This is a genomic window from Variovorax sp. GW821-FHT09A10, assembly GCF_059418385.1.
Genome location: NZ_JBWKPT010000006.1, coordinates 63,698 through 77,023, shown reverse-complemented (window position 1 = coordinate 77,023; position 13,326 = coordinate 63,698). Strand labels below are relative to the sequence as shown.

Below are 13,326 nucleotides of genomic sequence, written 5' to 3'. Positions count from 1 at the left end.
GCTTGCGCGCCGCGGAGGGTTTTCAAAGATGCTTCCCATCGTCGTTGCGCTCATGGCGACCGTCATCCTGCTGGTCTGGATGGGGTTCTTCATGATGGGCTCGCTGCCCTTGCTCGTGCTCTCGCACGACACCCCGCTGGATTCGCGCTTCATCCGCGGCCTGTTCAACGTCTACTACGTGGCCGTGGTGTTCACCGCGAGCGCGGCGGCGCTCAGCTACGCGTGGTGCGGCAAGCCTTTCTTCGCTGTCGGCATGGCCCTCATCGCCGGCCTGGCGTTCGCGCTGCGCCGCTGGCTCATCATTCCGCGCATGGACCTGCTGCGCCACACGATCCCGGCGACGGTCACGTCGATCGTGCAGTTCCGCAAGCTCCACATCGCGGGCATGGTGCTCAACGTGATGCAGCTGGGCACGGTGGCCTGGGCGCTCACGCAGCTGGGGCTGTGAGCGGCGACCGCCTCAGGCGAGGTGGTGGTAGCCGACGAGCCCGGGTGTGAACGTGACTTTCGCGCTTCCCACGGAGCCGAGGATGCCCGCGCGCACGGCCTCGCTCGGGCTGCCGTACACCTCCATGCTTTGCACCTCGCAGTGCTTCATGACGGCGGCGATGTGCGGGTCCGACACCTGCCAGTGGCGCAGGATCGCGTCGGAGTCCGTGTAGAGCTGGAAGCTGTAGCACAGGCCCTGGTCGGCATCTAGGAAGACCTGGACCATCAGCTGCGGCGCGTGCTCTTGCGCGAAGCGCACGGCGTTGTGGATCGCCTCCTTGAATTCATCGGCGTGCGCGCGGTCGTACGCCATCGTGTTGCGCAGAAGGATGGTGCCTTCCGGCTGCTGCGGGTGCATTCCCATGGTGAGGGGCTCCTGGGTTGATGCAGGGGCCGTCGTGTGGCCCCGTGCTTCGGCCCATTGGAGACAAGCGGCCGTCGAGCGTCAATCATTCCCGCAAGAGGTGTCCGGCCTCTGGCGCGGGGTTGCCGCCTGCGTGCAAATTTCCTTCAGGTAGTCGGCCGCGGCCTCCGGTGTCGCGGCTTCGCCGTGCAGGTAGTGGCGATGCCGGTCCCGGGCCAGGGCCGAGTCGCCGACCGTGGCGAAGCTCGCGGGGTCGGCGTCCTGCATCCATCCCCTGCGGTGGCCGTAGATTCGATGTTTGTCGCGCGCGTAGAAGTCGTTGAGGACGACGAAGGATTCGCGATCGACCTGCGGCTCCAGTTCGTCGAACACGGACAGCCTGCCGCCGTAGAGCATGGCGTAGTGCTGGTAGATGTGAGACCGGTCCCTGTAGAAGTCGCTGGTGCCGAGTTGCTCGAAGCTGTCGATGTCGATCACGTCGGCCAGCCTGGTCTTCCCATCGAAGTCGAAGTGCGTCAGGTAGTGCGCCGTGGCAGGCGCGCTTTCGCGCGTGGCCGCGAAGTCGAGGAAGCCGATCTCTATCTCTTCTTGCGCGTTGATGCATAGGTCCGACTTCAACGCACTCCGGAAGGGCGGGAGGTCGTTGCGGTGTGGGATGACGGTGCAGTCGGCTGCACGCTGGCGCAGCGGTCAGTGCAGCCAGCTATCGCCGACAACAGGGTCAGCAGCCAGATCGAGAGTTGAAAGACGGGTCAGAGCACGGACGCCGAGCACGGCGTCAGCCTTTCCGCTTCCCTCCAGCTGTCGCGTCAGTACGCCAGGGCTGAGGCTCGGAAGTGTCGGGTGACCTAGTTGCAGGAAGCATGCGCCATGCCGACTTCGTCTCCGCGGTCCGGCAAGCTTGACAGGTCTATATTTGTTCTGATATATTTTCTGTGCCGTCATAGCGACGGTTTGATCGTCATGTGACGGTTAATCAATCGAAAGGACCAAGCCATGAGTAGAGACTTACTTAGGAATGAATCAAAATGGAAGAAATCGATGAGTATCCAAGGCCATTAATATTTATTGGCCGATCTCTTGATGAGATCAAAAGCTTCCCAACTGATATTAAGAAGGATGCGGAATTCAATTTGAATTTAATTCAGAACGGGGAAACTCCTTCTGATTGGAAATCAATGAAGGGCGTTGGGCGCGGCGTACGGGAAATCAGGCTCTGGGACGATATATGTGGCCAATTTGAAAGAAGCAGTCTATGTACTGGCTGCTTTCAAAAAGACTACGCAAAAAACGACAGACGCTCATCTCGAACTGGTGAGGGCCAGGTTCAAACAGATAGACGAGCGATGAACTAGGAGGCCCAAATTGGGCCTCCTTTACTCTCATTGAGTAACCAATCACCTTTGATTGGCCCTCAACTTTACGAATTTACTTAATAAACGAATTATCAGTCTTCGTTCAAGACGAAAGACTTGCCATGAACACCAAGGAAATTAATAAATCTGCAAAAGAGAAAAGGCAGGTTTTCACCAACGTCTGGGACGCGCTCTCGGACACTACTGCCGAAGCCGAGAACATGAAAGTTCGTTCGGCTTTGATGATGAGCATTCGGTCCTATATCAATTCTCGGGATCTGACTCAAGCAGAGGCGGCAAAGTTTTGTCAGATAACTCAGCCTCGCATGAATGATTTGCTCCACGGAAAGATCTCGAAGTTCTCCCTGGATGCGCTCATCAATATCGCAACGGCCGCAGGCCTGCGCGTGGACTTACAGGTCCGGGAACCCGAGCTGGTTTGAACTGCCGGTATCGTGAGGCCTGGGGCTGGTCAACTCCGCTGGAGCCGCACCAGCAAGGCCAAGGGTCACAGTACCGCCGCCGCACGGCGGTACTGTGCACGTCCTTTACAAGCCAAGAAGACATGTTGATCGCCACGCGCACTGAGCGGTGGTGGCTTCGGCTTCTAAATCATGCTCAGCTATGGCCGAGATGCTACTCAGCCGAATCCGTCACAGCATCCCTCGCCATCAACATCCAATGAAGAAGCACTTCGGCCACCGCACCGAAGTTATTACCCGTTGGCCCTCTTCGGTTGGGTGTGCGCATCAAAGAACGCTGCGTGCAGCGTTGCGGTCTAGCTCGTTCGCGCCGTTGTGGTTGGCTGGTAGAGCCGCTGCTCCCGGCGTCAGCGTGCGTACGATTGCATCCGGGCTGGCCAAAGGGGGAGTCTTCGGGTCTTGCCTCGGGCAGGTCGGCCGGAACTGGTTCGAGCACAGGTCTAGTTTGGGATTGCTGTTGGTGCGTGACGCGGGCACCTGCTCAGAGGCAGACCCTATCGCAGGAACCGCCCTTCCTTCGTCACCCGCACCATCTCGATGAAGCGCGAGCCCGTGTTGCTCGCGCCCGTGAAGTCGATCTCCATGTTGCCGATGCGCAGCTTCATCGCCTTCAGCGTGGCGTGCAGCTTTGCGCGCGTGAGGTCGCGGCCGGTGCGGCGCAGGGCCTCGATCATCACGAGCGCATTCACGTAGCCTTCGTAGCTGAGGTAGCCGATGTCGACCTTGGCGCGCTCGGCCAGCTGGCGGAATTCGCGCGCGGTGGCGTCGACCTCGCTCCAGGGGTAGGGCACGATCTGCGAGATGGCCAGGCCGCTGGTCTTGTCGCCGACGAGCTTGGCGGTGACGTCGCCCGGCACGATCGACATGCCGTAGAACATCTGGCGCCCGCCGGCGGCCCAGGCGCTCTTCATGACCTCGCCGCCGATGCCGCCGCCCAAATACATGAGCACGGCCTGGGCCTTGCTTTCGGCCAGCGCCTTGCCGGCGGACTCGTTGGTGGTGCCGTCGCCCTTCACGGGCACCGCGGCCACGGGCTTGAGCTTGAGCGTGTCGAGCGCCGCCTCGACCAGCCGCGCCACTTCGGCGCCACCGGGGTTGTCCAGGTAGGCCACGGCGATGCGCGAGACGCCGATGGTGCTCAGGTGCTGCACCAGCGCCTGCGCCTCGCGCGCGAAGGTGGCGCGCACGAAGTAGCCCGCGCCGGCAACCTTTTCGCGCGCCGAGTCCGACACCGCATAGCCGCCCACCATCGGCGCGCCGCTCTGGCCCAGCACCTTGGCCGCGGCGGCCGTGGTGCCCGAGCCCACGCAGCCGAAGAAGGCGAAGGCGCGGTGTTCGGCGAGCAGCTTCTCGTAGTTGGCGACGGCCTTCTCGGGCTTGAGCTCGTCGTCGAGCGAGACCAGCTTGAGCTTGCGGCCCGCGAGCCCGCCCTGCGCATTGACCGCGTCGAAGGCCAGCCCGGCGCCGGCCATCACGACCTTGATCGGCACGCCCAGCGGGCCGCTCAGGATGCCGGTGTGGCCGAGCACGATCTCGCCGTCGCTGACGCCGTTCTCGGCGGCCAGGGCGGTGGAAGGCAAGGAAAGGAGGGGGCCGAGTCCGGCCGTCGCCGCGGCCGAGGCGGCGAGAAAACGTCTGCGATGCATGGAACCGATTCCGCTTTTAGATACAACTGATAACAATTGAAAGCGAAAGCGAGTCCCCGCGCCGCCGGGGTTTACCCCCTGTGTTGCGCCGTGTCCTCGCCGGGCGGCTCGCGCAGCTGCCAGGCCGCGCAGACGGCCAGCGCGCACAGGCCGGCCAGCATCAGGAACACCTCGTCGAAGGCGGCCAGCCGCGCCGGCGTGCTCACCGGGTTGGCGAGCGAGTCGCCGTGCGCCGCCAGGCGCCATTCGAGAATGATGGCGCACAGGCTCACGCCCACAGCGCCGCCGAGCATGCGCACGAAGCTGATCGCGCTCGCGCCCTGCGGAATGAGCGGCTTGGCCAGCGGGCGCATCGACCCGAGGTTGAGCGAAGGCAGGATGAAGCCCAGCCCGATGCGCCCGACGATCGCGAACACCACCAGCAGCCACAGCGGGCTGTCCAGCCGCAGCACGGCCATGAGCGCGAACGACACCGCCAGCAGCGCCAGGCCGATGCTCACCAGGAGCCAGGTCGGTTGCTTGTCGGCCAGCCGGCCCACGCCCGCGATGGTGAAGGCCAGCACGATGCCGGCCGGCAGCAGGGTGGTGCCCACGTGCGAGGCCGACAGGTGCAGCCCCACCTGCATGTACACCGGCAGCAGGTAGGTCGAGCCGAACAGCGCGGTGCCGTAGATGAAGGCGACCAGGCTGCCCATGGCGAACTGGCGGTAGCGAAAGAGCGCGAGGTTCATGAGCGGCGCGCCGCCCGAGGCCATGAGCCGGCGCTGCCACCACACGAAGGCGGCAAAGGCCACGAGCGCGCCGGCCAGCAGCAGCGCGGCCTGCAGCGGCGAATCGCCGCGCAGCTCGACCAGCCCGTTCAGCAGGCACAGCGTGCCCACGGTGCCCAGCGCCAGGCCGCGCGCATCGAGCCCGCTGCCGCGCGTCGCGGCCACGCCGCCGGGCGCGGTCTTGGGCACGAACCTGTAGGCCAGCCAGATCGAGGCCAGGCAGAAGGGCACCACCATGAAGAAGATCGAGCGCCAGCCGAACAGGTCGACCAGCACGCCGCCGATGCTCGGCCCGATGGCCGGCGCCAGCACCACGCCCATGCCGAAGATGCCGCTGGCGCGCCCCTGCTCGTGCGGCTCGAAGGCGCGCAGGATGATGATGGCCGGAATGGGCTGCACCACGCCCGCGGCCAGCCCCTCGGCCACGCGCGCCAGCAGCACCAGCGGGTAGTGGTTGGCCACGCCGCCCACGACGCCGCCGGCCAGCAGCAGGAGCATGGTGCCCACGTAGGTGCGCCGGTAGCCGTAGCGCGACAGCAGCCAGGGCGTGGTGAGCATCGACACCGTCATCGCCACCATGAAGCCCGAGCTGACCCACTGCGCGCGCTCCTGGCCCAGCGCGAAGTGGTGGCTCATGTCGGGGATCGCCACGTTGACGATGGTCGAGGACATGATGGACGCCATCGTCCCCACCATGACCGACAGCAGCAGGTACCAGCGGTAGCGCTCGCCGTAGCGGGCGCGCAGGGCGCCCATGGAGGGCGGCGTGTCAGGGGTTTGGGGGGAGGTCATGGGGCGGCGCAGGGACGGTCGCGGGTCCGTCGTCCTACAAGCATATCGGTGTTTGCGGCGTCGACCGCGCGCGGGCCGGTCGCACAATGCGGCGGCTGTCCCCTGTGCGTCAAGCCTCCAAAGAACAAGCCATGCATCCATCGACCCCCGACTCCGTCCACGACCCGGCCGTGCCCGACGCCACCCCCACGCTCGCGGCCGAACTCGCCGCCCCCACCGTCAGCCGCGCCTACCGCTGCCAGTGCGGGCGCCCCGTGTTCCTGCGCAACAGCGAGTGCCTGGCCTGCCACACGCCGCTGGGCTACGTGATCGAGCGGCTCGGCGTGGTGCCGCTGGCACCGGCCGAAGGCGAGGGCGCGCTGCCCGACACCTTCACTGTCTTCGGCGATCCGCACGGCGCCACCTACCGCCGCTGCGCCAACCTCATGACGCCGGCCGCCTGCAACTGGATGGTGGCGCAGCCGCGCGAGGGCGAGACGATTCCCGCCGACACGCAGGGCCTGGCGCCCGGCTACTGCCTGGCCTGCAGCGTCACGCGCACCATCCCCGACCTGTCGGTGGAGGCCAACGGCGAACTCTGGCGCAAGCTCGACATGCCCAAGCGCCGCCTGATCTCGCAGCTGCTCGCGCTCGGCCTGCCGGTGGTGAGCCGCCATGCCGACCCGGTGCACGGGCTGGCCTTCGATTTCCTCAGCAACATGCCGGGCGCCCCGCACGTGATGACGGGCCACGAGCATGGCCTCATCACCCTCAACGCCGAGGAGGCCGAAGACGCCGTGCGCGAGCGCATCCGCGCCGAGATGCACGAGCCCTACCGCACGCTGCTGGGGCACTTTCGCCACGAGATCGGCCACTACTACTGGGACCTGCTGGTGCTGCCCACGCGCTGGATCGACGACTACCGCGCGCTCTTCGGCGACGAGCGCGCCGACTACGGCGCCGCGCTGCAGCAGCACTACGAGCAGGGCCCGCCGTCCGACTGGGCGCAGCGCTTCGTCAGCAGCTACGCGAGCATGCATCCGTGGGAAGACTGGGCCGAGACCTGGGCCCACTACCTGCACATGGCCGACACGGCCGACACGGCGATGAGCTTCGGCATCGACGCGAGCAACGTGGAGCTCACGAGCGACCTCTTCACCGCCGCCGACCTGTGGCAGCCGGAGCATCCCGACGCCGCGAAATTCCTGGACTTCATCAACGGCTGGGTGCTGCTGACCAGCATGCTCAACGAACTGTCGCGCAGCATGGGTCAGCCCGACTACTACCCCTTCGTGCTGCCGCGCGCGGCGGTGGGCAAGCTGCAGTTCATCCACGGCGTGGTCACCGCACAGCGCAGCGGCACGGCGCCGACGATGGTGACGGCGGGGGATGTGGCGGAGGCCGCGACGGAAGCTGCCGAGCCTGCACAGGGGCAGTCGTAGTCGCAGTCCCAGTCGCAGGGCGACGTCGCTCAGTCCTGAAGCGGCGGCTTTCCTGCCGCGCAGCGCGCGCAGATGCAGGCCTGGCCGCGCAACGCCGGCGGCAGCGTGTCGAGCGGCGCCAGCGAGAAATCGGCGGCCATGCACCAGCAGGGCGGCTGCGCCTGCCCGGTCTCGCGCTCGACCTCCATCGCGCAGCGGTTCGCCTCGCCGCACAGCGGACAGTGCGCGGTGTCGATGACCACCGTCATGCGAGCGCGAAGGCCGGCAGCTTCTTCGGCACCGCCACGTTGCGCAGCGTCGCGTACACCGGCAGGCCGTCGCGGTAGGCGGGGTAGTCCTCGCCCGCGATCAGCGGCAGCAGGTAGCGGCGGCACTTCTCGGTGATGCCGTAGCCGTCGTCCGAAATGAAATCGCGCGGCATCGGCTTCTCGACATTGGCCACCGCGTCGAGCGGCGCCGCGCTCAGCGTGTAGGCATAGGGCACGTCGCTCGTGCGCTCGATGGTCGGCATCACCGCGTTGCGGCCTTCGAGCGCCAGCTCGACCGCGCGCTGGCCCAGCTCGTAGGCCTGCTTCACGTCGGTGGCCGAGGCGATGTGCCGCGCCGCGCGTTGCAGGTAGTCGGCCACAGCCCAGTGGAACTTGTGGCCCAGCGCCTCCTTCACCATCTGAGCCACCACCGGCGCCGCGCCGCCGAGTTGCGCATGGCCGAAGGCATCGCGCGCGCCCTGCTCGGCCAGGAAGGTGCCGTCGGGGTGGTGGCAGCCTTCGGACACCACCACCGAGCAGTAGCCGTGCTGCTGCACCAGCGCATCGACGCGCGCCAGGAAGCGGGCCGCATCGAACTCGATCTCGGGGAACAGCACCACCACCGGAATGCCATGGTCGGCCACCAGCCCGCCGGCGGCGGCGATCCAGCCGGCGTGGCGGCCCATCACCTCGAGCACGAACACCTTGGTGGAGGTGGCGGCCATCGAGCGCACGTCGAACGAGGCCTCCAGCGTGGACACCGCCACGTACTTCGCCACCGAGCCGAAGCCGGGGCAGCAGTCGGTCAGCGGCAGGTCGTTGTCGATGGTCTTGGGCACGTGGATGGCCTGCAGCGGGTAGCCCATCGACTGCGACAGCTGGCTCACCTTGAAGCAGGTGTCGGCCGAGTCGCCACCGCCGTTGTAGAAGAAGTAGCCGATGCCGTGCGCCTTGAACACCTCGATCAGGCGCTCGTATTCACGACGGTTCTTCTCGAGTGACTTGAGCTTGTAGCGGCACGAGCCGAACGCGCCCGAGGGCGTGCTGCGCAGCGCCGCAATCGCTTCGGCCGGCTCGGCACTGGTGTCGATCAGGTCCTCGGTGAGCGCGCCGAGGATGCCGTTGCGACCGGCATAGAGCGTGCCGATGCGGTCCGGGTGCTGGCGCGCCGTCTCGATCACGCCGCAGGCCGAGGCGTTGATGACCGAGGTGACGCCGCCCGACTGGGCGTAGAAGGCGTTGAGGATGGGCATGCGCGGCATTCTCCCGCAGCCCTTTCCATGGCGCCAGTGGTGCCAAATGCGGGGCGCTTCAGCGCCCGCCGAGGCCCATCGCGCGCGTGATCACCTCTTTCATGATCTCGTTGGTGCCGCCGTAGATGCGCTGCACGCGCGCGTCGGCGTAGGCGCGGGTGATCGGGTACTCCCACATGAAGCCGTAGCCGCCGTGCAGCTGCACGCACTCGTCCATCACCTTGCACTGCAGGTCGCTGGTCCAGTACTTGGCCATGCTCGCGGTGGCGGTGTCGAGCTTCTCGGCCATGAGCAGCTCGATGCACTTGTCGACGAACACCTGCGCCACCTGCACTTCGGTCTGCAGCTCGGCCAGCGTGTAGCGCGTGTTCTGGTAGTTGCCCACCGGCTGGCCGAACACCTTGCGTTCCTTCACGTAGGCCACGGTGTGGTCGATGGCGGCCTGCGACGCGGCCACCGCGCTGATCGCGATCTGCAGCCGCTCCCAGGGCAGCTGCTCCATCAGGCAGACGAAGCCGCGGTTGACCTCGCCCAGCAGCGCCTCGGCCGGCAGGCGCACGTCGTTGAAGAACAGCTCGGAGGTGTCTTGTGCCTTCAGGCCCAGCTTCTTGAGGCGCTTGCCTTTTTCGAAGCCCGGCATGCCGCGCTCGACGAGGAACAGGCTCGTGCCCTTCGCGCCGGCGGCCGGGTCGGTCTTGGCGACGACGATCACCAGGTCGGCGTGCCAGCCGTTGGTGATGAAGGTCTTGCTGCCGTTGAGCAGGTAGCTGCCGTCGGCCTGGCGGATGGCGCTGGTCTTCACGGCCTGCAGGTCGCTGCCCGCACCGGGCTCGCTCATGGCGATGGCGCCGACCATCTCGCCGCTGGCGAGCTTCGGCAGGTAGTGCTGCTTCTGCGCCTCGGTGCCGTAGCGCAGGATGTACGGCGCCACGATCTCGTTGTGCAGGCCGAAGCCGATGCCCGTGAAGCCGCGCGCCCACAGCTCCTCGAACTGGATCACCGAATACAGCAGGTCGGCGCCCGCGCCGCCGTAGGTGTCGGGCAGCGCCATGCACAGGAAGCCGTTCTCGCCGGCCTTGGACCAGACGGCGCGGTCCACATAGCCTTGCTCTTCCCATGCGTCGTGGAAGGGCGCGATCTCCTTGTCCATGAAGCGGCGGAAGCTGTCGCGGAAGGCCTCGTGGTCGGCGGTGAAGAGGGTGCGTTCGATGGTCATGGTTGATCAGCGGGTTTCGAAGACAGGGGGGCGCTTTTGCAGGAAGGCGCTCACGCCTTCACGGAAGCTGGGGCGGTCGATGAGCGCGCGCTGGCGCTCGCTCTCGTAGTGCAGTTGTTCCTTCAGCGTGTGGTGCTCCGAGGCGTCGAAGGCCTCGCGCGCTTCGAGCACCGCGTGCGCCGGCAGGCGCGCCAGGCGCTGCGCGATGGCGCGGGCCTCCTCCATCAGTTGCTCGTCGTCGGCGCAGGCCCAGATCAGGCCCCACTGCACGGCACGCCCGGCGCTCAGGCGCTCGTCGAGCAGCGCCATGCCCATCGCGCGTGCCCGGCCGGCACGGCGCGGGATGGTCCAGGTGCAACCCAGGTCCGGCACGATGCCGAGCTTGGGCAGGAAGGGCAGGTAGAAGTAGGCGCTGCGCGCCGCGATGGTCACGTCGGCCGCGAGCGCCAGGCCCACGCCCGCACCGGCCGCCGGGCCGTTGACGGCGGCCACCACCGGCACCGGCAGCGTGCGCAGCGTCTCGATGAGCGGGTTGCTGAGCTTCTGCATCCACTCGGCGGTCTGGTCGCCGAGCGTCTGGCCGGGCTCGCCGGGCGGCGCCATCGCGCTCAGGTCGGCGCCCACGCAGAAGGCCTTGCCGGCGCCCGTGAGGATCACGGCGCGCACCGTGCGGTCGTCGCGGATGCGCTCGAGCGCGTCGCGCAGTTCGACCTGCAGGTCTTTCGCGATCGGGTTCAGCTTGTGCGGCAGGTTCAGCGTGAGCGTGGCGATGCCGTCGGCCTGCTCGCACAGGATGCAGGGCTGGGGTTGTTGCGGCGCGGTCATGCGAGCGCTGCGCCAGAAGTGGTGGTCATGGGCGTGTCCCTTTCAAGGCCAAGAAGGAAAACGGACGCCCAAAGCAAAAAGCCGCCTGTCGTCACGGCGGCGCGCGGTGCTGCTCCCTGCGGGGGCGGTCCATGGCATCGAGGTTCGATGCCATGGCGCCCGCGGTCAAGCCGGGGACAACCCGTGCAGCGCCAGTCGCCAAGGCGACCGCACGCGAGCCTGTGCGCGCGAGGCCGGGTTCGGCAGCGCGGCAGGCTGCGCGTCCGACACCGAGATGCACGACGACTCCAGCGCCGACACCAGCACGCGCCGGTGCTCGGTGCTTTCGAAGCGCTCGCCCGGCCCGAGCACGATGTCGCGCGGGTCGCGGTCGAGCGTGATCCACACCGCGCCGCTGCGGCATTCGATGCCCACACCCGCGCCGTCGGGCACGGCGAAGACGGCGCGGCTGGGCAGGCTCACGTGGAAGCGCGAGCTCGACGAGGAGAAAAAGGTGGAAGGGGACCGGTCGGTGGTGCTCATGGGAACCTCCATTGCATTCGTGATACGAATGAATATAGTGAGCCGAACCCTCTCTTACACGCGGTCATTCGGAACTCGTTGCATGCATCCAGAGAATGCGAAAACCCCTGCCGGCGAGCTCCCGCCGCTCGAGCTGCTGCGCAGCTTCGAGGCCGCCGCGCGCCGGCTCAGCTTCACCTTGGCGGCGGGCGAGCTGCACCTCACGCAGTCGGCCGTGAGCCGGCAGATCCAGCAGCTCGAAGCCAGCCTGGGCGTGCTGCTGTTCGAGCGCCGCCACCGCGCGCTCGTGCTCACCGAGGCCGGCGGCGTGCTGCAGCGCGCCGTCACCGACAGCCTGGAGCGCCTGCGCGACGCCACCGCCCGCGTGCGCGCCAGCGCCGCGCCGCGGCAGGTGTCGATCACCACCACGCCGGGCTTTGCGTCGCTGTGGCTCATTCCGAAACTGGCGCGCTTCACCGGCACCCATCCGCAGGTCGACGTGCGCGTGTCGGCCACGCTCGACGTGCTCGACCTGGACGTGAGCCGGCTCGACCTCGCGGTGCGCTTCGTGCCCATCGGCCGCGGCGTGGGCCCGGCGCTGTTCGAGGAGTCGGTGATCCCGCTGTGCGCGCCGCAGGTGGCCGCGTCGCTGCGCGAGCTGTCCGATTTTTCCAAGCTCACGCTGCTGACCATCGAATACCCGGACCACAGCGAAGCCCCGACCACCGACTGGGAGCCGTGGCTCAAGGTGATGGGGCTGGAAGACCTGCGCATGAAGAGCACGCTGCGCTTCTCGCAGTACGCCGATGCGGTGGCCGCCGCGGTGGCGGGGCAGGGCGTGGTCATCGGGCGCCTGCCGCTGCTGCGCGAACTGGTGCGCGACGGCCGGCTCGTGGCGCCGCTCGGCGAGGGCGCGGCATCGCACCGCGGCTACTTCATCGAGACGTCGCGACGCGCCGCGGGCAACCGCGACGCGCAGGACTTCGCGCAATGGCTGCGCGACGAAGCGGAGGCCGCGCAACGGGCCTGACTCAACCGGGCAGCAGCACCTTGTTGACGACGTGGATCACGCCGTTCGACTGGTAGACGTTGGCGATCGTCACCGCCGCCGTGCCGCCCTTGGCGTCGGTCACCCACACCGTGCCGCCGCTCATCGTCGCCGTGAGCGTGCCGCCGCTGGCGGTCTTGAGCAGCGCCTTGCCGCCGCCCGCGTTGATGGCGCTCATCAGTGCTGCGCTGTCCATGCGACCGGGCACCACGTGGTAGGTCAGCACCTTGGTGAGCGTGGCCTTGTTCTCGGGCTTGAGCAGCGTGTCGACCGTGCCGGCCGGCAGCGCCGCGAACGAGGCGTTGGTGGGCGCGAACACCGTGAACGGGCCCGGGCTCTTGAGCGTGGCCACGAGGTCGGCCGCCTTCACCGCGGCGACCAGCGTCGTGTGGTCCTTCGAATTCACCGCGTTGTCGACGATGTCCTTCGTCGGGTACATCGGCGCGCCGCCGACCATGGGCGTGGCGGCACTGTTGCTGGCGTTGCTCATGCCACTGCCGGCGCACGCGCCGAGCAGGACCGACACGCCGAGGGCGATCACGAGTTTTTTCATGGATGTCTCCTGGAAGAAAAGGTTCTGTGGAAACCGCCAACAGCTCGGAGGCGCGATGCGCTTGAGATGCCATACGGCGCGATGCGCGAAGCGGATTCAACCGATGTGCCCTGTCAGCTTTGCGCCACAGCGCTGCGTGCCCCGCTTGCGCGCGGCGCGAGCCCTCGCCAGAATCCGCCCTTCCTTTTTCAGCGACAGTTTTTTCCGACACCACGCCCGGCGACGATCAACCTCCCGGGCGAGAACACCATTCAATGAACCGTTCACTGAACACCTGACGCACACCGACCGCCCCGGCCGGATGTGCACCTTCGCATCCGCCGCGGCCGAATCGACAAGGGCCCCGCGCGCAACTGCATTCGC

15 protein-coding genes are annotated in these 13,326 nt (G+C 67.2%); 5 read left to right on the top strand and 10 right to left on the bottom strand.

All coding sequences use genetic code 11. The features are described from left to right. Window positions 1-28: 28 nt before the first annotated feature. Window positions 29-448, top strand: a complete 420-nt coding sequence (locus AC07Q9_RS22090; protein WP_492683466.1) for a hypothetical protein — start codon at window positions 29-31, stop codon at window positions 446-448. Between the two features lie 12 nt (window positions 449-460). On the opposite strand, the gene AC07Q9_RS22085 is transcribed toward AC07Q9_RS22090, so the two are convergent. Both AC07Q9_RS22085 and AC07Q9_RS22080 read right to left on the bottom strand, forming a co-directional pair. Next, the gene (locus AC07Q9_RS22085; RefSeq protein WP_495311798.1) at window positions 461-853 is read right to left on the bottom strand and encodes a hypothetical protein; all 393 of its coding nucleotides are present in this window, start codon (window positions 851-853) and stop codon (window positions 461-463) included. A gap of 81 nt (window positions 854-934) precedes the next feature. Then, the gene (locus tag AC07Q9_RS22080) at window positions 935-1,471 is read right to left on the bottom strand and encodes a DKNYY domain-containing protein (RefSeq protein WP_495311797.1); all 537 of its coding nucleotides are present in this window, start codon (window positions 1,469-1,471) and stop codon (window positions 935-937) included. Window positions 1,472-1,881: 410 nt separating this feature from the next. On the opposite strand from AC07Q9_RS22080, the gene AC07Q9_RS22075 reads away from it, so the two are divergent. Both AC07Q9_RS22075 and AC07Q9_RS22070 read left to right on the top strand, forming a co-directional pair. After that, entirely contained in the window at window positions 1,882-2,208 is a 327-nt protein-coding gene (locus AC07Q9_RS22075) for a type II toxin-antitoxin system RelE/ParE family toxin (protein WP_495311796.1), read from the top strand. Between the two features lie 122 nt (window positions 2,209-2,330). Next, window positions 2,331-2,651 (top strand): helix-turn-helix domain-containing protein, encoded by a 321-nt coding sequence (locus AC07Q9_RS22070; RefSeq protein ID WP_495311795.1) that lies wholly within the window; start codon window positions 2,331-2,333, stop codon window positions 2,649-2,651. Between the two features lie 533 nt (window positions 2,652-3,184). On the opposite strand, the gene AC07Q9_RS22065 is transcribed toward AC07Q9_RS22070, so the two are convergent. Further along, complete coding sequence (locus AC07Q9_RS22065; RefSeq protein WP_495311794.1) at window positions 3,185-4,270, bottom strand: ABC transporter substrate-binding protein; 1,086 nt, start codon at window positions 4,268-4,270, stop codon at window positions 3,185-3,187. Window positions 4,271-4,407: 137 nt separating this feature from the next. Beyond that, the gene (locus tag AC07Q9_RS22060; RefSeq protein ID WP_492683464.1) at window positions 4,408-5,898 is read right to left on the bottom strand and encodes a DHA2 family efflux MFS transporter permease subunit; all 1,491 of its coding nucleotides are present in this window, start codon (window positions 5,896-5,898) and stop codon (window positions 4,408-4,410) included. 131 nt (window positions 5,899-6,029) lie between these two features. Here AC07Q9_RS22060 and AC07Q9_RS22055 point away from each other — a divergent pair, with 131 nt between their 5' ends. Then, a complete protein-coding gene (locus tag AC07Q9_RS22055) occupies window positions 6,030-7,319 on the top strand; it encodes a zinc-binding metallopeptidase family protein (protein WP_495311793.1) in 1,290 nt (429 codons plus the stop codon). A 29-nt stretch (window positions 7,320-7,348) separates the two neighbouring features. On the opposite strand, the gene AC07Q9_RS22050 is transcribed toward AC07Q9_RS22055, so the two are convergent. The 5 genes from AC07Q9_RS22050 to AC07Q9_RS22030 all read right to left on the bottom strand — a co-directional run bounded on the left by AC07Q9_RS22050 (window position 7,349) and on the right by AC07Q9_RS22030 (window position 11,383). Beyond that, on the bottom strand, window positions 7,349-7,567 hold the full coding sequence (locus AC07Q9_RS22050) for a cysteine-rich CWC family protein (RefSeq protein ID WP_495311792.1): 219 nt from the start codon (window positions 7,565-7,567) through the stop codon (window positions 7,349-7,351). Continuing rightward, window positions 7,564-8,820, bottom strand: coding sequence for a 6-phosphofructokinase (locus AC07Q9_RS22045; RefSeq protein ID WP_495311791.1), 1,257 nt, complete (start codon window positions 8,818-8,820; stop codon window positions 7,564-7,566). Before AC07Q9_RS22045 ends, AC07Q9_RS22050 begins: the two co-directional genes overlap by 4 nt. A 58-nt stretch (window positions 8,821-8,878) precedes the next feature. Next, window positions 8,879-10,036, bottom strand: a complete 1,158-nt coding sequence (locus tag AC07Q9_RS22040; RefSeq protein ID WP_095743339.1) for an acyl-CoA dehydrogenase family protein — start codon at window positions 10,034-10,036, stop codon at window positions 8,879-8,881. Between the two features lie 6 nt (window positions 10,037-10,042). After that, window positions 10,043-10,861, bottom strand: coding sequence for an enoyl-CoA hydratase-related protein (locus AC07Q9_RS22035; protein WP_495311790.1), 819 nt, complete (start codon window positions 10,859-10,861; stop codon window positions 10,043-10,045). Between the two features lie 165 nt (window positions 10,862-11,026). Further along, entirely contained in the window at window positions 11,027-11,383 is a 357-nt protein-coding gene (locus AC07Q9_RS22030; protein ID WP_062479754.1) for a DUF2917 domain-containing protein, read from the bottom strand. An 82-nt stretch (window positions 11,384-11,465) separates the two neighbouring features. Between AC07Q9_RS22030 and AC07Q9_RS22025 the strand changes: the two genes are divergently transcribed. Beyond that, complete coding sequence (locus tag AC07Q9_RS22025; protein WP_495311789.1) at window positions 11,466-12,392, top strand: LysR substrate-binding domain-containing protein; 927 nt, start codon at window positions 11,466-11,468, stop codon at window positions 12,390-12,392. A gap of 1 nt (window position 12,393) precedes the next feature. Here AC07Q9_RS22025 and AC07Q9_RS22020 read toward each other — a convergent pair whose 3' ends face one another. Beyond that, window positions 12,394-12,963: a fasciclin domain-containing protein gene (locus AC07Q9_RS22020; RefSeq protein WP_489059986.1), complete on the bottom strand. Its 570-nt coding sequence runs from the start codon at window positions 12,961-12,963 to the stop codon at window positions 12,394-12,396. Between the last annotated feature and the right edge of the window lie 363 nt (window positions 12,964-13,326).